General features: G+C 72.8%; 26 protein-coding genes and 2 pseudogenes. 12 read left to right on the top strand and 16 right to left on the bottom strand.

Features of this window, described 5'->3' with window-relative positions; translation table 11 throughout:
* Window positions 1-36: 36 nt before the first annotated feature.
* The gene (locus tag ACFVWU_RS29265; protein WP_387626510.1) at window positions 37-936 is read left to right on the top strand and encodes a neutral zinc metallopeptidase; all 900 of its coding nucleotides are present in this window, start codon (window positions 37-39) and stop codon (window positions 934-936) included.
* Window positions 937-997: 61 nt separating this feature from the next.
* On the opposite strand, the pseudogene ACFVWU_RS29260 reads toward ACFVWU_RS29265, so the two are convergent.
* From ACFVWU_RS29260 to ACFVWU_RS29250, 3 genes and pseudogenes are all read right to left on the bottom strand, one after another.
* A pseudogene (locus tag ACFVWU_RS29260) lies at window positions 998-1,108 on the bottom strand (NUDIX hydrolase); the annotation flags it as partial.
* Between the two features lie 23 nt (window positions 1,109-1,131).
* Window positions 1,132-1,335 (bottom strand): DUF397 domain-containing protein, encoded by a 204-nt coding sequence (locus ACFVWU_RS29255; protein ID WP_387626508.1) that lies wholly within the window; start codon window positions 1,333-1,335, stop codon window positions 1,132-1,134.
* Window positions 1,325-2,155: a Scr1 family TA system antitoxin-like transcriptional regulator gene (locus tag ACFVWU_RS29250; protein WP_387626506.1), complete on the bottom strand. Its 831-nt coding sequence runs from the start codon at window positions 2,153-2,155 to the stop codon at window positions 1,325-1,327. The genes ACFVWU_RS29255 and ACFVWU_RS29250 overlap by 11 nt, the downstream gene beginning before the upstream one ends.
* A 172-nt stretch (window positions 2,156-2,327) precedes the next feature.
* Between ACFVWU_RS29250 and ACFVWU_RS29245 the strand changes: the two genes are divergently transcribed.
* Together ACFVWU_RS29245 and ACFVWU_RS29240 are read left to right on the top strand one after the other, a co-directional pair.
* Window positions 2,328-2,756 carry an ATP-binding protein gene (locus ACFVWU_RS29245; RefSeq protein ID WP_387626504.1) on the top strand — a complete coding sequence of 143 codons (429 nt, stop codon included), beginning with the start codon at window positions 2,328-2,330 and terminating at the stop codon, window positions 2,754-2,756.
* A gap of 14 nt (window positions 2,757-2,770) precedes the next feature.
* Complete coding sequence (locus ACFVWU_RS29240; RefSeq protein ID WP_387626502.1) at window positions 2,771-3,337, top strand: hypothetical protein; 567 nt, start codon at window positions 2,771-2,773, stop codon at window positions 3,335-3,337.
* Between the two features lie 33 nt (window positions 3,338-3,370).
* Here ACFVWU_RS29240 and ACFVWU_RS29235 read toward each other — a convergent pair whose 3' ends face one another.
* From ACFVWU_RS29235 to ACFVWU_RS29225, 3 genes and pseudogenes are all read right to left on the bottom strand, one after another.
* A complete protein-coding gene (locus tag ACFVWU_RS29235; RefSeq protein ID WP_387626567.1) occupies window positions 3,371-3,607 on the bottom strand; it encodes a LysR substrate-binding domain-containing protein in 237 nt (78 codons plus the stop codon).
* Window positions 3,608-3,629: 22 nt separating this feature from the next.
* Window positions 3,630-3,881 (bottom strand): annotated as a pseudogene (locus ACFVWU_RS29230) (hypothetical protein); the annotation flags it as partial.
* A 36-nt stretch (window positions 3,882-3,917) separates the two neighbouring features.
* A complete protein-coding gene (locus ACFVWU_RS29225) occupies window positions 3,918-4,892 on the bottom strand; it encodes an AraC family transcriptional regulator (RefSeq protein ID WP_387626500.1) in 975 nt (324 codons plus the stop codon).
* A 126-nt stretch (window positions 4,893-5,018) separates the two neighbouring features.
* On the opposite strand from ACFVWU_RS29225, the gene ACFVWU_RS29220 reads away from it, so the two are divergent.
* The gene (locus ACFVWU_RS29220) at window positions 5,019-5,930 is read left to right on the top strand and encodes an MBL fold metallo-hydrolase (protein WP_387626498.1); all 912 of its coding nucleotides are present in this window, start codon (window positions 5,019-5,021) and stop codon (window positions 5,928-5,930) included.
* A 73-nt stretch (window positions 5,931-6,003) separates the two neighbouring features.
* Here ACFVWU_RS29220 and ACFVWU_RS29215 read toward each other — a convergent pair whose 3' ends face one another.
* The 3 genes from ACFVWU_RS29215 to ACFVWU_RS29205 all read right to left on the bottom strand — a co-directional run bounded on the left by ACFVWU_RS29215 (window position 6,004) and on the right by ACFVWU_RS29205 (window position 8,471).
* Complete coding sequence (locus ACFVWU_RS29215) at window positions 6,004-6,369, bottom strand: hypothetical protein (RefSeq protein WP_387626496.1); 366 nt, start codon at window positions 6,367-6,369, stop codon at window positions 6,004-6,006.
* 307 nt (window positions 6,370-6,676) lie between these two features.
* On the bottom strand, window positions 6,677-7,837 hold the full coding sequence (locus ACFVWU_RS29210; protein ID WP_387626494.1) for an alpha-hydroxy-acid oxidizing protein: 1,161 nt from the start codon (window positions 7,835-7,837) through the stop codon (window positions 6,677-6,679).
* A gap of 175 nt (window positions 7,838-8,012) precedes the next feature.
* Entirely contained in the window at window positions 8,013-8,471 is a 459-nt protein-coding gene (locus ACFVWU_RS29205; RefSeq protein WP_387626492.1) for a MarR family winged helix-turn-helix transcriptional regulator, read from the bottom strand.
* Window positions 8,472-8,525: 54 nt separating this feature from the next.
* Between ACFVWU_RS29205 and ACFVWU_RS29200 the strand changes: the two genes are divergently transcribed.
* Window positions 8,526-9,017 (top strand): MarR family winged helix-turn-helix transcriptional regulator, encoded by a 492-nt coding sequence (locus tag ACFVWU_RS29200; protein WP_387626490.1) that lies wholly within the window; start codon window positions 8,526-8,528, stop codon window positions 9,015-9,017.
* A gap of 106 nt (window positions 9,018-9,123) precedes the next feature.
* Here the strand turns inward: ACFVWU_RS29200 and ACFVWU_RS29195 are convergent, their stop codons facing one another.
* Entirely contained in the window at window positions 9,124-10,380 is a 1,257-nt protein-coding gene (locus tag ACFVWU_RS29195) for a cytochrome P450 (protein ID WP_387626488.1), read from the bottom strand.
* Window positions 10,381-10,518: 138 nt separating this feature from the next.
* Between ACFVWU_RS29195 and ACFVWU_RS29190 the strand changes: the two genes are divergently transcribed.
* The gene (locus tag ACFVWU_RS29190) at window positions 10,519-11,016 is read left to right on the top strand and encodes a hypothetical protein (RefSeq protein ID WP_387626486.1); all 498 of its coding nucleotides are present in this window, start codon (window positions 10,519-10,521) and stop codon (window positions 11,014-11,016) included.
* Window positions 11,017-11,168: 152 nt separating this feature from the next.
* Window positions 11,169-11,525: a Dabb family protein gene (locus ACFVWU_RS29185; RefSeq protein ID WP_387626484.1), complete on the top strand. Its 357-nt coding sequence runs from the start codon at window positions 11,169-11,171 to the stop codon at window positions 11,523-11,525.
* A gap of 27 nt (window positions 11,526-11,552) precedes the next feature.
* Here the strand turns inward: ACFVWU_RS29185 and ACFVWU_RS29180 are convergent, their stop codons facing one another.
* Complete coding sequence (locus ACFVWU_RS29180; RefSeq protein WP_387626482.1) at window positions 11,553-12,044, bottom strand: GNAT family N-acetyltransferase; 492 nt, start codon at window positions 12,042-12,044, stop codon at window positions 11,553-11,555.
* Between the two features lie 315 nt (window positions 12,045-12,359).
* Window positions 12,360-12,782: a MarR family winged helix-turn-helix transcriptional regulator gene (locus ACFVWU_RS29175; protein WP_387626565.1), complete on the bottom strand. Its 423-nt coding sequence runs from the start codon at window positions 12,780-12,782 to the stop codon at window positions 12,360-12,362.
* 133 nt (window positions 12,783-12,915) lie between these two features.
* Between ACFVWU_RS29175 and ACFVWU_RS29170 the strand changes: the two genes are divergently transcribed.
* The 3 genes from ACFVWU_RS29170 (at window position 12,916) to ACFVWU_RS29160 (ending at window position 15,135) form a co-directional block, all read left to right on the top strand.
* Window positions 12,916-13,848 carry an alpha/beta hydrolase gene (locus tag ACFVWU_RS29170; RefSeq protein ID WP_387626480.1) on the top strand — a complete coding sequence of 311 codons (933 nt, stop codon included), beginning with the start codon at window positions 12,916-12,918 and terminating at the stop codon, window positions 13,846-13,848.
* Window positions 13,845-14,210: a hypothetical protein gene (locus tag ACFVWU_RS29165; RefSeq protein WP_387626478.1), complete on the top strand. Its 366-nt coding sequence runs from the start codon at window positions 13,845-13,847 to the stop codon at window positions 14,208-14,210. The genes ACFVWU_RS29170 and ACFVWU_RS29165 overlap by 4 nt, the downstream gene beginning before the upstream one ends.
* 163 nt (window positions 14,211-14,373) lie before the next feature.
* Window positions 14,374-15,135: a class I SAM-dependent methyltransferase gene (locus ACFVWU_RS29160; RefSeq protein WP_387626563.1), complete on the top strand. Its 762-nt coding sequence runs from the start codon at window positions 14,374-14,376 to the stop codon at window positions 15,133-15,135.
* A 67-nt stretch (window positions 15,136-15,202) separates the two neighbouring features.
* On the opposite strand, the gene ACFVWU_RS29155 is transcribed toward ACFVWU_RS29160, so the two are convergent.
* Window positions 15,203-15,412 carry a DUF397 domain-containing protein gene (locus ACFVWU_RS29155; RefSeq protein WP_387626476.1) on the bottom strand — a complete coding sequence of 70 codons (210 nt, stop codon included), beginning with the start codon at window positions 15,410-15,412 and terminating at the stop codon, window positions 15,203-15,205.
* On the bottom strand, window positions 15,397-15,582 hold the full coding sequence (locus ACFVWU_RS29150) for a hypothetical protein (protein ID WP_387626474.1): 186 nt from the start codon (window positions 15,580-15,582) through the stop codon (window positions 15,397-15,399). The genes ACFVWU_RS29155 and ACFVWU_RS29150 overlap by 16 nt, the downstream gene beginning before the upstream one ends.
* A 26-nt stretch (window positions 15,583-15,608) precedes the next feature.
* On the opposite strand from ACFVWU_RS29150, the gene ACFVWU_RS29145 reads away from it, so the two are divergent.
* The gene (locus ACFVWU_RS29145) at window positions 15,609-15,788 is read left to right on the top strand and encodes a hypothetical protein (RefSeq protein WP_387626472.1); all 180 of its coding nucleotides are present in this window, start codon (window positions 15,609-15,611) and stop codon (window positions 15,786-15,788) included.
* A 76-nt stretch (window positions 15,789-15,864) separates the two neighbouring features.
* Entirely contained in the window at window positions 15,865-16,425 is a 561-nt protein-coding gene (locus tag ACFVWU_RS29140; RefSeq protein ID WP_387626470.1) for an NUDIX domain-containing protein, read from the top strand.
* Here the strand turns inward: ACFVWU_RS29140 and ACFVWU_RS29135 are convergent.
* Both ACFVWU_RS29135 and ACFVWU_RS29130 read right to left on the bottom strand, forming a co-directional pair.
* Window positions 16,385-16,918: an EF-hand domain-containing protein gene (locus ACFVWU_RS29135; protein WP_387626468.1), complete on the bottom strand. Its 534-nt coding sequence runs from the start codon at window positions 16,916-16,918 to the stop codon at window positions 16,385-16,387. The two genes, ACFVWU_RS29140 and ACFVWU_RS29135, sit on opposite strands and share 41 nt — an antisense overlap.
* 193 nt (window positions 16,919-17,111) lie before the next feature.
* The gene (locus ACFVWU_RS29130; protein ID WP_387626466.1) at window positions 17,112-17,609 is read right to left on the bottom strand and encodes a hypothetical protein; all 498 of its coding nucleotides are present in this window, start codon (window positions 17,607-17,609) and stop codon (window positions 17,112-17,114) included.
* Window positions 17,610-17,778: the final 169 nt, after the last annotated feature.

Genomic DNA, 17,778 nt, shown 5'->3' with positions numbered 1-17,778 from the left:
ACGTCAGCAAAGCGACAGAGGCGGGCAGGCAGGGGCATGCAGTTCGACGACCAGGGCGACCTCGACACCTCCCAGGTGGACGACCGGCGCGGCATCCCGGGCGGGAAGGTCGCCATCGGCGGCGGGGCCGTGGGCCTGATCGCGGTGCTGGTCGCGGTCCTGCTCGGCGTGGACCCCAAGCTGCTGGGCCTGTCCTCCGGCGGTGGCACCACCTCCTCCTCCGGCGCCCGCACCGACGGCGAGGTGCAGCAGGCCTGCAAGAGCGGCGCGGACGCCAACAAGCGCCAGGACTGCCGGATCACGGCGGTCACCAACAGCCTGCAGGAGTTCTGGAGCGCCGAACTGCCGCGCCGCACCAAGATGGCGTACAAGCCCGCCCAGACCGTGCTGTTCACCGACCGGGTCTCCACCGCCTGCGGGCCGGCGACCTCGGCGGTGGGCCCGTTCTACTGCCCCGGCGACCAGAAGGCCTACTTCGACCTCGGCTTCTTCGACGAGCTGTCCACCCGCTTCGGCGCCAAGGGCGGCCCGTTCGCCGAGTCCTACGTCGTCGCCCACGAGTACGGCCACCACATCCAGACCCTCACCGGCCAGATGCAGAAGGTCGGCAACGACCGCCAGGGCGCCACCAGCGCCTCGGTGCGCCTGGAGCTGCAGGCCGACTGCTACGCGGGGGTGTGGGCGCACCACGCCACCACCACCCCGCAGGCCTCCACCGGCCGTCCGCTGATCGCCGCCCTCACCGACCAGGACATCGCCCAGGGCCTGGACGCGGCCGCGGCGGTGGGCGACGACCGGATCCAGAAGCAGGCGAGTGGGAAGATCAACCCGGAGGCGTGGACGCACGGCTCCTCCGACCAGCGCAAGGCCTGGTTCACCACCGGCTACCGCAGCGGCGACCTGGCCCAGTGCGACACCTTCTCCGGGAAGATCTGACGCACCGCCCCGCCTGACCGACTCCGTTACGCGCCCGGGCCGTCAACGGCCCGGGCGTTCACCGCCGGAGCAGGACGCGGCCCGCGCCGTCGACCACGACGACGGACGCGACGGGAACGAGCGAGTTCGCCTCGGGGGCGTCCGGGTCGTCGACGTAGTCACGTCTGGCCATGGCCTGCCACCTCCGGTTCCGGTTCAGACGTCGCCGAACTCGCCGCTGCGGACGGCGGCGACGAACGACATCCAGGCCTCGGCCGGGAAGACCAGAGCCGGCCCCTGGGGGTCCTTCGAGTCGCGTACTGTTCCGGGGCGCGAGTCATCGACCTCGACACACCCGCCTTGCCCGTTGCTGTAGGAACTCTTCCGCCACGCGGCGTCAGCCGGGTGGTCACCGTGCATGCCGTTCATAGTCCTTCCGTGCCTCCCGGATCATGGTCACGCTGTCCGGCCGCGTGAGGGCATCGACCTGAAGGCGATCGTACTGGCCAGCCCATCTGGCCACGACTTCGGAGTCTCGTTCCAGAATGCTCCGCCCCAGCGTTTCGGTGTACCCAACCATCGTGCGAGTTGGCAGGGTCAACAACGTGACGGAGTGAGAGAAGGGGCGCGACTCGCCAAGCGTGTACGGGGCGATTTGCAGGATGAGGTGGGGCCGGGCTGCCAGCTCCTCCAGATGTTGGAGCTGACGGGCCATGACCTCCGATCCGCCGATCCGGCGCCGCAGAACCGACTCGTCGAGAATCGCGTGGACCGTCGCAGGACGGTCGAGCAGCCGTTGGCGTCCGGCCAGAACGTTGAGCCGCTTGTCCGCCTCTTCCCGTGTGGCCTCACCACGTAGAACCGGCGCCATCTCGTACGCAGTGCTGTAGTCCGGGTGCTGGAGTATGCCAGGCACCATGTCCAGTTCGAAGATCCGAATGGTCACAGACTCCCGTTCCTTGGCCGCGTACTGATCGAAACCCTCGAACAGAATCCGCTGTCCGGACTGGCGCCACTCGCGTTCGAACTTGTCACTCTCGAAGGCTCCGTCAATTCTCTTCGCGAACCGACTGGTTGGAGGCTTCCTCCCAGTTTCCACGGCGGAGATGTGGACGGCGGAGTAGCCGATGAGCCCTCCCAGGTGGTCCTGCGTCCATCCTCTCGCCTCTCTGGCCTCGCGGAGTAGCACGCCGAACTTCGCGGTGGGCGAGGAGTCGGGGTCAAGTTCCTTGCGGTTCATGATCGCTGGCGACTTTCCCTTCTGGTCCGAAAGGTTGAAGGCATGGCCAATGCTAGGTCACAGTGGGCTCCCTGAGTAGTCGAGTCATTACGCATCGGAGCGGTGCTGTGCGCGCAGCACAAATAGGCGCTCCCTTTGCGCGCCCCCCTTCCGCCCCCTGAGGTGCACATTCATGCTCGTCTCCCGCCGCCCCCGTACGTTCGCCGCCCGCCTCGACTCGCGGACCGAATCCACCCCCATCGCCCGGCACTTGCTCCGCGCCTACCTCGCCGCCCTGCCCACCGGCGACCGCTATCACGACGCCGCGGAACTCCTCCTCGGTGAGCTCTTCGCGAACGCCGTCCAGCACTCCGGCGCGCCCGCCGACCGCCTGATCGAGATCCGGTTCGCCGTCAGCGGGGACCGCCTCCGCATCGAGGTCCACGACGCCGGAACCGGGCGGCCCTCCATCCGCTCCGCCACCCCCTCCGACGAGCGCGGCCGCGGGCTGTTCCTCGTCAACGAACTCGCCGAGCGCTGGGGTTGCTGCCCCCGGGCCGGCGGCATCGGCAAGTTCGTCTGGGCCCTCATCGCCCCCACCCTCACCCCCGCCACTGTCTGAAAGCGCGCCCCCTGATGCTGCCTCCCCTTCCCACCCTCGCCCGCCACGCCCTCGACCGCGGTCACACCCCCGCCGCCACCTACGCGATCCTCGCCCGCCGCACCCGCGAGCCCCTCCCCGCCGCGCGGGCCGTGTGCCTCGCCCTCGACATCCCCCACGCCGAAACCACCCGCCGCCTCGACGACTGCTACGACGCCCTCCTCGCCGTCCCCCGCCCCGGCGCCGAGGCCGACACCGGCGAACTCCTCGAAGCCCTCGGCGTCTTCGACATCCCCAAGACCCCCACCCCCACCGACCAGGGCGTCATCGACCTCTTCCTCACCGCCGTCGACGCCATGGGCGGCATCCGCGCCGGCCACCAGCACGGCCTGGCCCGCTGGTTCACCACCGGCAACCTCACCGCCGCCTACCTCTCCCTCGCCGCCGCCCACCCCCGTCCCGCCGTCGGCGACCCGGCCCGGTACTGGACCGCTCTCGTCTGCGCCGGTGAACTCCTCGCCGCCGAACCCGGAACCGACCCCCGGATCAAGTACGCCCTCGTCGGCTGCCGTGCCCGCGCCGCCCAGGCAGCCCGCCCGTGAGCGCAGGAAGTCGACCCCGCCGACTTCCCGCGCTCACGGGCGGGTTCCGTCCGCGTCCGCGCCCGCCGGCCAGTCCCAGTCGGTGATCGCCTCGCACAGCAGGCGGGCGGCGGCGGGCAGCTGATCGCCCACGCGCCAGAACAGGGTCAGCGTGCGGCGGCAGCGGGGACTGCCGACGTCGACCCACACCAGCGGCAGGCGGGTGGCGGTGCGCCGGACCAGGCCGGGCACCAGACCGATGCCCAGGCCCGCGCTGATCAGCTCCGCGATCGCGCCGGCCCCGTCGCCTCGTTCAGGCGGCGGGGCAGCGGGGCATGGGCGGGCTCAGGTGCGGCCGGCGCCCGCCCCGGGTGTGCCGGGTCAGGGAGTCGAGGACGACGGCCGCCAGCAGCATCGCGCCGGTGGTGATGTACTGGATGGCCAGGATGCCCAGCAGCGCCGACCAGGTGCTGCCGCGGCAGCCGAAGAGGCTGGTGCCGCCGATGACGGCGGCGATGGCCATCATCAGGACGTTGCCGCTGCCGAGTTCTCGTCGGCCGAACCCTGCTCCAAGCAAAACCAGCCTTGGGGGAATCCTCCGCTACCCGTCATCTTCGTGAACGCTGACCGGTGCGCTCCCGCGCGCGGCCTCGGTGGCGCGGTAGCGGCCGGGGGTGGTGCCGAACTCGCGGGCGAAGGCGTGCGAGAGCGCGTACGGGCTGCCGTAGCCGACCTGGCGGGCGATCGTCTCCAAAGGTTCGGAGCCGCGGCGCAGCAGGGCCGCGGCCCGGGTCATCCGCCACCAGGTCAGGTACGCCATCGGCGGGCGGCCGGCCAGGGCGGTGAAGCGGCGGGTGAGGGTGGCGCGGGAGACGCCGGCGCGCCGGGCCAGGGTGGCGGTGGTCCACGGGCGGGCCGGGTCCCCGTGCACGGCGGCCAGCGCCGCGGCCACCACCGGGTCGGCCAGCGCCGCGCCCCAGCCGCCCGCGCCGGGCCTGGAGGTCCAGATACGTACCAGGTAGACCAGCAGCAGGTCGATCAGCGCGGGCACGGCCAGGCGTCCGCCGGGGCGCTCGGCGGCCAGCTCGGCGCCCAACAGGTCCACGGCCGCGCGTAGTTCGGGGTGCTCGCCGGTGCGGGTGGGCAGGTGGAGGACCGTCGGAAGCTCGCGCATCAGCGGGTGGCCCAGGCCGTGGTCCAGGCGGTACTTGCCGCACAGCAGCTCGGCGCCGTCCCCCTGGGTGCTGTCCCCCTGGGGCCCGGTGCCGGGGCCGGTGCCGGTCGGCCGGTCGAGGAGCGCGTCCAGTACGGGCAGTCGCCTCGCCTGGCGTGGCGTCAGTTCACCACTGGACAGGGCGTGTCCGGTGCCGTGTGGCAGCAGCACCGCGTCCCCCGCCCCCAGCCGCACCGCCTGGCCGCCCTCGGCCAGCAGCCAGCAGGAGCCGGCCAGCACCACATGGAAGCCCGCGCCCGCGTAGGCGGGGATCCACGCGCCCCAGCGCCCTGCCGTGCGCAGCCGGTTGGAGGAGGGCCGGCCCACCCGTACGGCGGCGATCGCGTCACTGACCACGTCCATGCCGGCCATCGTAGTGAGCCGATCGCGTATCCCGCCAAGCCGCTGGCGCATTGAGCGGCTCATCCCGGCTTCCTAGGCTCGACGCGTAGGCAACGAGCCGGGCAGACGAGTGCTGGAGGGGCGACCGTGGAGCGGATCGAGCTGGGGGACCTGGAGATCGTCCGGGTGCTGGAGTGGCAGGGCCCGTTCGGGCCGGCCGCGGGGATCGTGCCCGACCTCGCCGAACACGCCTGGCACGGCGGCGGAGTGGGCGACCTGGCGCCCGAGCACTACGACGTCGCCTCGGGTTCGTACGTCGGCGCCCTGCAGACCTGGGTGGTGCGCGGCGGCGGCCGGACCGTCCTGGTGGACACCGGCGTCGGCGACGGCCGCGAGCGGCCCGCCACACCGATGTTCCACCAGCGCCGGGGCCGCTTCCTGGAACTGCTCGCCGAGGCGGGGGTGCGACCGCAGGACGTGGACGCGGTGGTCAACACCCACCTGCACGCCGACCACGTCGGCTGGAACACCCGCAGCCAGGGCGGGGACTGGGTGCCGACCTTCCCCAACGCGGTCTACTACCTGCCCGCCGCCGACCGGGCCTTCTTCGACCCGGCCGCCGCCCACCCCGCCCGCACCGACGCCACGGTGGACCCCGCACGGTGGGCCGAGTGGGACCAGGTCTTCGCGGACAGCGTCGCCCCGGTCCTGGCGGCCGGGCAGGGCGACCCATGGTCGGGCACCCGCAGCATCGGCGCGGGCCTGGTCCTGGAGGAGGCCCCCGGCCACACCCCCGGCTCCTCGGTGCTGCGCCTGGAATCGCAGGGCCGGCGCGCGGTGTTCGTGGGGGACCTGCTGCACTCGCCGGTCCAGCTGGCGCACCCCTCGTGCAACAGCTGCTTCTGCCTGGACCAGGCGCAGGCGGCGGCCACCCGGCTGCGGGTGCTGGAACGCGCCGCCGACCAGGGCGAGTTGGTGCTCCCCGCGCACTTCGCCGGGCCCGGCGCCGCGCACGTCTCCCGCACGGGGGCGGGGTTCACCGCGCACTGGGCGCGGTGACCGCACGTGCGGGGGTGCCCGCCGTTCCCCCGAGGACGGCGGGCACCCCGGCCTGTCGGACGGACCCCGACCGTCAGGGCCGGTCGAGGGTGAGGGAGTTGATCGGGCCCAGGTCGTAGTAGACGCCCTTCTGGGCGGGGATGTCGTACACGCAGTCGGAGCCGCCCGAGCCGCGGCACAGGTGGGCGTGGGCGCCGCCGGACTGGTTGTTGAGCACCCAGTGGTTGCCGTTCTGGTTGCTCAGGTTGTGGGCGCCGTAGCTCCAGTACACGTCGCTGGGCGCGGAGGCCGGGTTCTGGTTCTGCGGGTAGACGCACACGGCGCCGTACGGGCAGCCCGCCCAGGAGCCGTCGGCGGCGCCGGCGCCGCCGGTGCCCAGGGTGGTGAGCGCGGCGGCGGCGATCCCGAGGACGGCCAGGGCGCGGGTGATCCTGCGCATGGGTGGTTCTCCCTTGCTGGTGGGACGGCCCTGACGTGTGGTCGGGGCCAGTGCTCGCCAGCCTAGGAACGCGGGCGCGGCGGCGGTCCCTGACATCCGACAGGGGCGCGCCACCGCCCGCGGGCGCCGCTCCTGTGCCACGGCAGTGGCAGGCCGGCGGCCTCGCCGACCAGCTCGGGCAGGAACAGGCCGAGGGCGGGCTTGCCCTCGGCGACCATGACCAGCGCCGGCCGGCGCGCGGGAAGTCTGCCCGTCCGACTTCCCGCGCGGCCGACTTCCCGCCTCCCGCCTGCCGGGCGTCGGCGCGCTAGCCGAGGCGGCGCAGGGCCTGCGGCGTGAGGTCGGCCAGGGCCGGGTAACCGTCGACGGCCATCAGGAGGTCGGCCTCGGCCAGCACGGAGCGCAGCACGTGAACGACGCCGTCGGCCCCGCCCAGCGCCAGCCCGTAGGCGTACGGGCGGCCGACGCCGACGGCGGTGGCGCCCAGGGCGAGCGCCTTGACGATGTCGGCGCCGGTGCGCACGCCCGAGTCGAACAGGACCGGCAGGCCGTCGGCCGCCTCGACCACGCCGGGCAGGCATTCCAGTGCCGGCAGTCCGCCGTCGGCCTGCCGGCCGCCGTGGTTGGAGCAGTAGATGCCGTCCACGCCCCCGTCCTTGGCGCGGCGCGCGTCGTCCGGGTGGCAGATGCCCTTGAGGATCAGCGGCAGGTCGGTGAGCGAGCGCAGCCACGGCAGGTCCTCCCAGGTGAGGGGGTTGCCGAAGAGCTGCGCCCAGAGCAGCACGGCGGCTCCCGGATCATCCTCGGAGGACGCGGCGAGGCGGGAGCGGAAAACGGGGTCGCTCGTGTAGTTGGCCAGGCAGTTCCCGCGCAGCTGGGGGAAGTTGGCGGTGGCCAGGTCGCGCGGGCGCCAGCCGGTGATCCAGGTGTCCAGGGTGACCACGATGCCCTTGAACCCGGCGGCCTCGGCGCGGCGGACCAGGCTCTCGGCCAGCTCCCGGTCGGTGGGCGTGTAGAGCTGGAAGAAGCCGGGGGTGTCGCCGAATTCGGCGGCCACCTCCTCCATCGGGTCGACCGTCAGCGTGGAGGCGACCATCGGCACGCCGGTGCGGGCGGCGGCCCGCGCGGTGGCCAGGTCGCCGTGGCCGTCCTGGGCGCACAGCCCGATCACCCCGACCGGGGCCATGAACAGCGGTGAGGGCAGGCGCAGGCCGAACAGGTCGACCGACAGGTCCCGCTCCTTCGCGCCGACCAGCATCCGCGGTACCAGGCCCCACCGCCCGAACGCGGCGACATTGGCCCGCTGGGTCCGCTCGTCCCCGGCGCCGCCCGCGACGTACGAGCGGACGGCGGTGGGCAGCGCGGCCAGGGCCGGCGCCTCCAGCTCCGCGTACGTCATCGGCAGCCGCGGCACGACCCCGCGCAGCCCGTCGAGGTAGATCTCGTTCTGGTAGTCCGCGAACGCCACGGTCCGCTCCTCCCGCTCCGGCCCGCCGCGCGCGGGCCCCCGGACCCCACCGTGCATGACCGACCGCCGGTGGCGGGAGAAACGCGGGATTCCCGCCGAAAGACCGCGACGGATGCGGGAAGTCGACGGGGCCGACTTCCCGCGCGGTGGGTCCGGTTCGCCGCGGTGGGCGGCGCTACGCCGCTTCGGTGAGGGTGTCGAGGTGCGCGGCGAGGCGCTGCAGGAGGGTCATCAGGGTGGTGAACTCCTCCGGTGTCACGCAGGCCGTCAGCTGCTTGCGCAGCGCGGCGGCCTGGGCGCTGATGCGCTGGTGGGCGGCGCGGCCCTCGTCGGTCAGGGCGACGGCGCCGGGGTCGATGCGCACCCAGCCGCGGGTGGCGAGGCCGTCCAGGTAAGGGCGCATGGTGGGCTCGTCGGCGGTGAGGAAGGCGGCCATGGCCTCGTCGACCTCGGCGGCGGTCAGCGGTCCGCAGGCCACGGTGTTGAGCACCTGCCAGTCGCGCCGGCGCAGGCCGTCGGCGGCGAACAGACGGGCCATGCACTGCTCGATGGCGCCGTCGATGTGCCGCAGCCAGTAGCCGAGCGGGCGCTGCTCACGGACGTTGGGCAGGGCGGTGGAGACGTCGGTGGCCATGATGGTGATCCCCCTCAATGCATGTCTTTTTACAACAGTTGTAACCTGGCATGCATGTCGAAGCAGGAGAAGAGCCCACGGGAACAGCAACAGGACGCCGTCGCCGCCGTCGAGCGCGCCATGGTCGCCATCCGCCGCAGCCAGACCCGCCGCTCCCTGGGCCGCATCGCCCCACCCGGCGGCGCCCGGGGCATCGACCCCACGCTGTTCGGCGTGCTCGACGCCGTCGAGGCCCACGACGGCCCCTGCGCGGTCACCGACGTCGCCGCCGCCCTCGGCGTCGACCAGCCCCGCGCCAGCCGCCTGGTGCTGCGCACCGTCGAGGAGGGCTGGCTGGAACGCGGCAGCGACCCGCGCGACGCCCGCCGCACCCTGCTCGCCCTCACCCCCGCCGGCCGCGAACAGGTGGAGCGCACCCACCGGTTCCGCCGCGAGGTCTTCGCCCGCACGATGGCGAACTGGCCCGATTCGGACCGCACCGAGTTCGCCCGCCTGATCACCGCCTTCGTCGCCGACTTCGGCCGGGTGGCCCACGAGGGCCGGTAGGGCCGCCGGGCGGCGCCGCCTCGCCACCGAAGCGCGCGCCGGCGACCAGCCGTGAGGCCGCGGCGCGGTACGCGCCGTGCAGTCCCACGCCGTGCGGCCGCTGGCCTCAGGCGCCCGCCGCCTCCCCGCCCAGCAGTACCGGCAGCGAGCGGTGCCCGTTGGAGATCAGCGACTCCACCGGCTCCAGCTCCACCCCCGGCAGCAGCGCCAGGCGCGGGAAGCGTTCGAACAGCGCCCGCAGCGCCGTCCGTGCCTCCAGCCGGGCCAACGGCGCGCCGAGGCAGAAGTGCGGGCCGTGCCCGAACGCCAGGTGGTCCTTGACCGGCCGGGTGACGTCGAAGTCGCCGCCGCTGTCCCCGTAGCGCACCGGATGGCGCCCGGCCGCCGCGTAGGAGGCCAGGATCGCCTCGCCCTGACGGATCACCACCCCGCCCGGCAGCGCGATGTCCTCGACCGCGTAGCGCAACGGCAGGTGCGCCACCGGCGCCTCGCGGCGCAGCGCCTCCTCCACCACGTCGTCCCAGCCGACCTTGCCCGCCCGCACCACGTCGAGCTGGTCGGGGTGGGTGAGCAGCAGCGCCACCGCGTTGTCGATCAGGTTGACGGTGGTCTCGTAGCCCGCCGAGACGATCAGCAGCAGGGTGTCGCGCAGCTCCTCCTCGGTCAGCGCGCTGCCGTCGCCCTCGGTGTCGCGCACGGCGATCAGCAGCGAGGTCATGTCCTGCCCGGGCCGCTCGCGCTTGGCCGCTGTCAGCTGGTCCAGCATCGCGTAGAACGCCGCCGCGTTGGCCGCGGACTCCTGCGGGGTGAGGGTGGTGTCGAAGACCCGGTCGACGGTGTCGCGGAAGCGGTCCCGCAGCGCGTCCGGCAGGCCCAGCAGCTGGGCGATCACCTGGATCGGCAGCGGGTGGGCCAGGCGTTCGCGCAGGTCCACCGCCGTCCCGGGCGGGGCCGTCGCCAGCTCGTCGAGCAGCGCGGCCGTCAGCTCCTCGATCCGCTCGGCCAGCGCCGCGACCTGACGGGCCGCGAACGCCGCGCCCACCAGGCGCCGCAACCGGCGGTGGTCGGCGCCGTGCGCGGTGAACATGTTGCGCGCCGTCACCCACAGCGCCAGCGGCCAGTTCGGCACCACCTGCGCGAACCGCGGCCAGTGCTGCCGGCCGTCCTTGGAGACCCGCGGATCCTTGAGCAGTTCCTCCAGCAGCACCGGGTCGGCCACCGCCCACGCCTGCACCCCCAGGATGTCCACGGGCGTGGCCGGCCCGCGCGCGACCAGCTCGGCGCTCTCGGCGTCACGCCCCCGCCCGGCGGGGTCCAGGACGAGCCGCGGGCAGTGCGTGGGGTGCTCGAACTGAGGCTCCACAAGGGCTCCTTCACACGGGGGCGGGGTTCGCTCGGCACGAGGATGGCCCGACCGCCCGCCCCCGTCGAGAGGGCCTCGTGAACCCGACACCCCCGAACGCCCCCGGCGTTGTCGGCGCCGGGCCCTGAACTCGCGCCCATGACCACGGACGGGCCCGGACACCTCGCGCGGATCGACGAGCTACTCGCCCGGGAGCATCCGTACCCGGAGCGGGAGGTCATCGACGACGACGGGTACGGCGGGCCGGGTTACCGGGTGCTGGAGCTGCACGCCAGCGAGGACTTCTGGGACGACGAGGACGGGCGGGCCGCCGACCGGGCCCACGACGTGGCCGACGCCCACCTGGAGGCCCTCGCCGCCCCACTGACGGCGCGCTGGGGGTCGCCGTACGACGTCGACCTGTGGTCCTACCTGGTCGCCGGTTACGGCCCGGACCACCCGAACCACCCGTCCCCGGTCCCGCTCGGCCTGCTCAGCGGCACGGCGATCACCCTGCGGGTCTGGCCGCTGCCCGGCGGCGGGCGGTGGCTGGGCCTGGCGGTCGGCCAGGAGGACAAGGAACTGCCGGTGGTACTCCTCGCCGCACTCGCCGACGGCCCCGCCCCCGACCCCAGCGCCCCGCCCGGGGCGCCCTGACGGCCCGCCGGCGCTCGACACCGACGGACCCGGGCGCAGGCAAGCGGTACCGATAGCAGCGCACGGGCACAGCCGGGCGGCGCAGACCCGCCGGTCGCCGTCGAGGAGGGTGTCCCGGGCCGCGACCTTGCGCCGGTGGCGCGGCCCGGCCGGTGCCCACCGAGGAGCAGCGCGAGCACGTGCTCGCGGTGATGCGCCGTACGGCCTCGGTGGAGTCGGTCTCGTTCGGGACGGTCGGCCAGAGCCTGGGGGAGCAGGACGGCTTCACCCACGCCTACTGCGTGGGCATCGCCGACCTGGACGCCCTGCGGCGCTACCTGCACGACCCGGTGCACCTGGCCGGGGACCCGCAGATCACGCCGTACCTGTCCAGGATCGCCATCGGCCCGGACCTGTCCGACGACATGACACCCACCCTGGCCGCCGAGATCCTCGCCCTGCACGAGGAGAAGGTCGCGCTGTACCCGCAGTGGGCCGCCGACCTCGCACCGCTGCTCGCGGCGGCGTAGGCCTCGGCGGCCCGCCTGCGTCAGCCGTCAGCCGGCCAGCGCCAGGCGCCAGTTGTTGGAGCGGATGTGGTGGCCCGGCGGGTACTCGAAGGCGACCTCGCCGACCAGTTCGAAGCCCGCCTTGCGGCACACCGCGTTGGAGGCGCCGTGGTGTACGGAGGGGAAGGCGTGCAGCCAGGGCAGCGCGCCCTCGCGCCCGGCCCGCTCGGCGCACAGCATCAGCGCCCGCACCGCCAGGCCCCGGCCCTGGAGCCCGGGCAGCACGGCGTACCCCGTCTCGTAGACGTCCTGGCCCTCCCAGGCGTGCGTCCAGTACCCGACCGAGCCGGCGATCTCGCCGTCGAGCAGGAGCAGGAACATCTGCCCGCCGGTGAGCGTGAGGTAGCGCTCGTGTCGGCGCTGGATCTGCTCGGCGCTCTCCACCCCGCCGAGGTGCTCGGTCAGCTCGGGGGTGTTCTGGCGGTGCAGCAGGTCCAGGCCCTGCTCGGACCACGGCGCGAGGGTGGGGGAGGTCGTCATGACCGCACGCTAGCGCCAGGGTCTGACAACCGGCGTCCGGCAGACGGCGGGAACGCCGGTGGCCGACGGCACGTGAGAGCCGGGCACCGGCTCCAAAGGCCCGCAAGTTCGGTCAACTCTGTCCTGTCTGACGTGAAGTCAGAAAGTGATCAGTCGAGATCGATCACTCCCGGTCGCCATGGAAGGCCCCCGCTGGGGCCTGGGGTAGGAGCGGCGCGTCCCGATCAAGGATCCGGCGCGCATCAGGAATTCCCAAGGAGACCCGTCGCATCGACTCGTCCCGGTAGCGGGCCTGGAGGTTCGGCCGGGTGGCGGTCAGCCGGTGGGCGTGCCGACCTGGTCGTGTTCGAGCGCGGACCGCAGGGTCGCGAGGGCCCGCGCGAGCGCCGACGCCGACGGGCCGTCGAGGGCGGCGCCGAGCAGTTCGGCCAGGGCGCCGGTGAAGGTGCGCTCCGCCGCGTCGACGAGCCGCGTACCGTCGTCGGTCAGGGCCAGCAGCGAGGACCGGCGGTCCGAGGGGTTCGGCTGGCGGGCGGCCCAACCCTGCTTCTCCAGGCGGTCGATGCCCTTGCTGGTCGCCCCGACGCCGATGGCGAACTCGGCGGCGAGGTCCGCCACCCGGCACCCGGGGTGGTCGCGCAGGTAGCTCAGGAACTCGTACTGCGAGGTGACGATCCCGTGCCCCTCGCGCAGGCGGTCGTTGAGGGCGTTGTACAGGCGCGTCTCGCACCGGACCAGGTCGGCGAAGAGGTCCGGGAGGCCGAGGCTGGGACCGGAGTCGGCGTCGAATTCGGGTGCGGGGCCGTCGTCGTCCAATATATATTCCACGGCAGATAGTGTACGGGAAGCTACTTGCGGCGGGAGTGTGCCCATGAGCAGGGAACAGCGCATCCACATCGACGGGATCCTGCGACAGCCGAGCCCCGACGGGCCCCTGTCCGTCGAGGAGATCCGGTCCGGATTCAGGGCGCTGATGGCCCAGATGATCGTGCCCCACGACAGCATCCGCACCGCACCGACGACGCTCGGCGACCGGCCCGCCCTGCGCGTCGAGCCGAAGCAAGGGCAGGAAAGCGGCCCGAACGCCGGGACGATCCTGTACTTCCACGGCGGCGCCTGGGTCTTCGGCTCCCCCGAGACCGCCCTCTCGCTCACCGGCAACCTCGTGGCCAGGACCGGCCTCGGCGCGTACTCGCTGGACTACCGGCTCGCCCCCGAACACCCCTTCCCGGCCGCGATCGAGGACACCCTGAGCGCCTACCGCGCCCTCCTCGACCGAGGCGAGAACCCTGCGGCCATCGTGTTCGCCGGCGACTCCGCCGGCGGGGGTCTCGCCGTCACCACCTGTCTCGCCGCCCGGGACGCCGGCCTGCCGCTGCCCGCCGCGATCCTGGCCTTCTCCCCGGGCCTGGACGCGACCCGCACCGGCGAGAGCACGGACACCAAGGAGGGCATCGACCCGATCTTCACCCGCGCGGCCCTCGAACACACCGGAGCCATGTACCTCGCCGGAGCCGACCCGCACCAACCCCTGCTCAGCCCGGCCGTCCTCGCCGACCTCACCGGCTTCCCCCCGATGCTGATCCAGGTCGGCACCAACGAGGTGCTGCTGGACGACTCCACCCGCATGGCCGCCCGCGCGAGCGCGGCCGGCGTGGACGTCGTCCTGGACGTCACCGCCGACGTGCCGCACGTGTTCCAGGCCTTCGCCGGCGTCCTCGACGAGGCGGACGAGGCGCTGGAGCGGGCAGCCCTCTTCCTGCGCCAGCGGATCCACGCCGGGCGTCGTACCCTCGCAGGGTGAACGACCAGGAGAGGCAAGAGGAGCGAGCGGACTACGACAGGTACCGCGCGGACACCAAGGTGCTGGCCGCGATCGGGCGGTGCGTCGACGCCCAGACGGCCCCCGTCACCGTCCGGCTGCCGAGGGCGGTGGCCGAGGCGGCCGTGGCGGCCTGGGAACGCGAGGAGCCGGGGGAGTCGGGGGAGGAGACACCCGAGCAGTACGTCCTGCGCAACCACGCGGCGGAGCTGGCGCTCATCGGCATCGCGCTCCAGCAGCACGGGCGTTGGGAGGGCGAGGAGGCCGTGGTGGAGCTGCCGGTGGCCTCCGCCGGCGCGGCGGTGCGGGTATGGCAGGAACGGCACCACGCGTGGTTCCGGTGATGGACCACCCCGACGTGCCCGAGGAGTGCCCGGCGTTGCCGTGCGTGGGAAGTCGGCCCCGCCGACTTCCCACGCACGAGCGATCGCCGGCGCTGTGACCGGAAACGATCACCGGCATGAGTGCTCGGTGCCCAACACCTGGTCCGTGAACCATGATGAGGAGATGACTGCCAGCTCACGTGCTCGTTCGTTCAACTCGGCGGCCGTCCAGTACGAGGCGAGCCGCCCGTCGTATCCGCCCGCGCTCTTCGATGCCGTCGAGGAGTTCATGAGCCGTTCGCTGGTGGGCGTCCGCGTCGCGGACATCGGTGCGGGCACGGGAATCGCGACCAGGCTCCTGTGTGAGCGGGGTGCTGACGTGATCGCCGTCGAGCCCGGTGACGCGATGGCGGCCGAGTTTCGTCGGGTGCTCCCGGATGTGCCGGTCGTCCGGGGTGACGGCAACGCCCTGCCGCTTGCCGATTCCTCGCGTGACCTCCTCACGTACGCGCAGTCATGGCAGTGGACCGACACCAGCCGTTCGGTCCCCGAGGCGCTGCGCGTTCTGTGCTCGGGTGGCGCGCTGGCCATCTGGTGGAACACCACCGCCTTCGACGTGCCGTGGATCCGCGCCCAGCACGAGCGCATCGCGCACCACTGTGGAGTTCCCGCGCGTTCCGCGGTGCGTCCTGATGACAACGAGGCCATCCGGCTCGCGGGGCTGAGCGGATTGCGGGTCACGCGCCGACAGATCCGCTGGCAGCGCAAGGTCTCCCTCGACACGCACCTCGCCAACATCAGCAGTCGCTCGGCGTTCCTTGTCCTCGGCCAGGCCGCGAACCGGGCCTTTCTCCCCGAGGAACGCAGGCTCCTGAGGGAGGCTTTCCCCGCTGAGGTCGTGGAAGAGATCTACGTCGTTGATCTGCTGGTAGCCGCTCGTCCGTGATGTCCACCTGCCCGTCGGGCGGCCGGCACCTCGGGACGGCGGGCGGGAGGTGGGCCGGTAACTGCGCTCAGCGGGCGTCGAATTCGCCCGCGCGGACGGCGACGACGAAGGACTGCCAGGCGTCGGCGGAGAAGAGGAGAGCGGGGCCGGAGGGGTCCTTGGAGTCGCGGACGGGCATGACGGCGGCGAAGCCGTCAGCGACCTCGATGCAGTTCCCGCCGCCCCCGCCGCTGTACGAACTCTTCCGCCAGGAAGCGCCAGTCAGGTCGACATCCACTCCAAGTCCCTCCTCGCCGCACGAATGAAAGCTCGCGATTCGGCCTGACCAAGGGCCTCGATCGCAAGCCGATCGTAGCTGTTGGCCAGCGCGGCAGTTGACTTGGTATCGCGGTCGATGTAGCCACGCTGCTCAATCTCGCCGTAAGCGAGAAGCTTGCGGTTCGGCATGGTAAGGAGGACTGCCATGTGGGTGAATGACCACCGTCCTCGCCCTCGGCGGCGTCACCCTCCCCACCCTCGAAGTCGACTGGGCGGGCGGACGTTTGACGTGCGAGTACCTCCTCCACGCCACCGCCCGCCCGGTCGACCTCCTGCGGATCGTCGACCTGCTGCGCAAGGGCCTGCGCTACGAGCGCCTGACGTATGACGACTGAACTCCTCGCCCGCCTGCTGTGGTGGGCGGGCCTCGCCCTCCTTCTCCTTGCCGTACTGAGGAAATGAGCTCCCCCGATGCGCGACCCCCGCCTGCTCGCCAAGCCGCCGGTGACCCGGCTCGGCTGTCTCGTCCTCGTGCGCAACCGGTGCGGCGACGTCCTGCTGGTGAACCCCGACTACATGGACGGGATGATCCTGCCCGGCGGCGCCGCGAACACCAACGAGCCCCCGCACCGCGCCGCCGCCCGACACCTCCACGCCGAGACCGGCCTCAACCTGCGGCTCACCCACATCGTCGTGGTCGACTTCACCCCCGCCGACCGCCACCTGGAACGCCTCAACCCCGTCTTCGACGGCGGCACCGTCCGCGACGACACCCCCCTCACCGTCCCGCCCCAGTACAAGAGCGGCCTGCTCGGTGCGCGCTTCGTCCCCGTGCGCGAACTCCCCGACGTCACGTCCCCCTCCCAATACGCCCGCATCACCGAGGCGTTGGCCAACCGCACCCTGCCCGTCCTCCTCCACGGCCGGCGCGCCGCCCGAGAAACCGGGGCCGGACCTGCCGCCAGGTCCGGCCCCGGGCGGGAGGGGGCGGTCAGTACAGGGCGTCGCCCATGGGGGAGCCGTCACCCGTGACGTACGCGCGGATCGATGCCAGGTACTCCCCGCGGCCGACGCGCCCGTCACCGTCGCTGTCCAGCGCGTCGAACGCCGCGTCGGCGTTGTCGGCCCGGTTGCCCAGGGCCTGGCGCAGCATGGTGAACTGTGGCCGGTCCAGGGCGCCGTCCTGGTCGGCGTCGGCGAGGTCGAACAGCGCGCCCAGGGCGTACTGGCAGATGTTGTCGAACTTCTCGGCGTCGACCCAGGAGATGTACTCCTGGTAGGTCATCACGCCGTCGCCGTTGGCGTCCATCGCGGCCCAGGCACGTTCGCCCGTGGCGAGTGCGGCGATGACCAGCGGGTCGTCGTGGCCGCGTCCGGTCGCCTGCCGGGCCTTTTCGATCCGGACGAAGTAGTCGTGCCGGGAGGCGACTCCGTCTCCGTCGGTGTCCAGCATCGCGTAGATGCGGGCCTTCGGGGTGATGGGGTCGGTCGGGGGCGCCTGTGGTGCGGTCCGGGGGAGGGTCATGTCGGGTCTTCCTTCGGGTGTGGGTGTTGGAGCGGTCCGTGGGTGAGGCGGAGCACGAGGGCGGAGTCAGGGGGCGGTTTCACCGGCCGGTGATGACCGGCGAGGCGGCGGTGTCGGCCTTCCGGCCTTCTGCCCATGATCGACGGCGGCGTCCTGCGCGCCCGGGCGACCCGCCGGGCGCCGGGAAGACCGGTCAGCGCACCTCGGTGACGATCCAGTCGGCGGAGGGCGTGGTGCCGCCGGGCGTGGCGCGGAGGTGTCCTGACCGGGTTTCCGTGAGATAGAGGTCGTTGTCGTTGAGGCCCGACGCTGACCGGACCCGGGAGTGAGCACCGTCGGCGATCCTCCACGCGGCCTCGGTGGTGCGACACTGCCCGTAGTGGATGCTCCAGTTGTCGCCGATGGCCACGCATCCCCGGGTGTTCTTCTCCGGGTCGAACACCGCGACATTCAGCGACGTCCCCTCCGGCCGTAGCTCCCACTGCTGTTCGGGCACCGCCTCGCACGGTTCGAGCCGTACCTGCATGGTGCCGAAGATGTGCTGCAGGCAGGTCCCGGTGTTGGTGTTGCGCAGCGTGTACGTCGTCGGCTCGGCCGCCGTGCGGGCGGCGGCCGGGGTCGCGAGCGGGAGCAGGAGCAGGGACGCGACGGCGGCTGCGGTCGCCGTCGCGTCGTGAGGGCGCATGGGCATGCGCGCCAGGAAAGCGCAGATGCCGTACGGCGGTGGGTGGTTCGGCGATCGGTTCCCCCGAAAGGGTTCGTGCGCGTCGCAGTATCCCGGCCGGGGCGGTGCAGGCGCCGGCGCCCCTTGCCTCGACCACTGCGCGGCGTAGGAAGTCGGCCGGGCCGACTTCCTACGC

Source organism: Kitasatospora sp. NPDC058190 (genome assembly GCF_042883685.1).
Lineage (GTDB): Bacteria > Actinomycetota > Actinomycetes > Streptomycetales > Streptomycetaceae > Kitasatospora.
The sequence above is the reverse complement of the archived record's forward strand: the minus strand, read 5'-3'. Positions and strand labels throughout refer to the sequence as shown.

Coding starts and splice junctions, on each gene's coding strand:
- ACFVWU_RS29265 (WP_387626510.1), top strand. CDS start 37: ATGCAGTTCGACGACCAGGGCGACCTCGACACCTCCCAGGTGGACGAC.
- ACFVWU_RS29255 (WP_387626508.1), bottom strand. CDS start 1,335: ATGCACGGTGACCACCCGGCTGACGCCGCGTGGCGGAAGAGTTCCTAC.
- ACFVWU_RS29250 (WP_387626506.1), bottom strand. CDS start 2,155: ATGAACCGCAAGGAACTTGACCCCGACTCCTCGCCCACCGCGAAGTTC.
- ACFVWU_RS29245 (WP_387626504.1), top strand. CDS start 2,328: ATGCTCGTCTCCCGCCGCCCCCGTACGTTCGCCGCCCGCCTCGACTCG.
- ACFVWU_RS29240 (WP_387626502.1), top strand. CDS start 2,771: ATGCTGCCTCCCCTTCCCACCCTCGCCCGCCACGCCCTCGACCGCGGT.
- ACFVWU_RS29225 (WP_387626500.1), bottom strand. CDS start 4,892: ATGGACGTGGTCAGTGACGCGATCGCCGCCGTACGGGTGGGCCGGCCC.
- ACFVWU_RS29215 (WP_387626496.1), bottom strand. CDS start 6,369: ATGCGCAGGATCACCCGCGCCCTGGCCGTCCTCGGGATCGCCGCCGCC.
- ACFVWU_RS29205 (WP_387626492.1), bottom strand. CDS start 8,471: ATGGCCACCGACGTCTCCACCGCCCTGCCCAACGTCCGTGAGCAGCGC.
- ACFVWU_RS29200 (WP_387626490.1), top strand. CDS start 8,526: ATGTCGAAGCAGGAGAAGAGCCCACGGGAACAGCAACAGGACGCCGTC.
- ACFVWU_RS29190 (WP_387626486.1), top strand. CDS start 10,519: ATGACCACGGACGGGCCCGGACACCTCGCGCGGATCGACGAGCTACTC.
- ACFVWU_RS29180 (WP_387626482.1), bottom strand. CDS start 12,044: ATGACGACCTCCCCCACCCTCGCGCCGTGGTCCGAGCAGGGCCTGGAC.
- ACFVWU_RS29170 (WP_387626480.1), top strand. CDS start 12,916: ATGAGCAGGGAACAGCGCATCCACATCGACGGGATCCTGCGACAGCCG.
- ACFVWU_RS29160 (WP_387626563.1), top strand. CDS start 14,374: ATGACTGCCAGCTCACGTGCTCGTTCGTTCAACTCGGCGGCCGTCCAG.
- ACFVWU_RS29150 (WP_387626474.1), bottom strand. CDS start 15,582: ATGCCGAACCGCAAGCTTCTCGCTTACGGCGAGATTGAGCAGCGTGGC.
- ACFVWU_RS29145 (WP_387626472.1), top strand. CDS start 15,609: ATGACCACCGTCCTCGCCCTCGGCGGCGTCACCCTCCCCACCCTCGAA.
- ACFVWU_RS29140 (WP_387626470.1), top strand. CDS start 15,865: ATGCGCGACCCCCGCCTGCTCGCCAAGCCGCCGGTGACCCGGCTCGGC.
- ACFVWU_RS29135 (WP_387626468.1), bottom strand. CDS start 16,918: ATGACCCTCCCCCGGACCGCACCACAGGCGCCCCCGACCGACCCCATC.
- ACFVWU_RS29130 (WP_387626466.1), bottom strand. CDS start 17,609: ATGCCCATGCGCCCTCACGACGCGACGGCGACCGCAGCCGCCGTCGCG.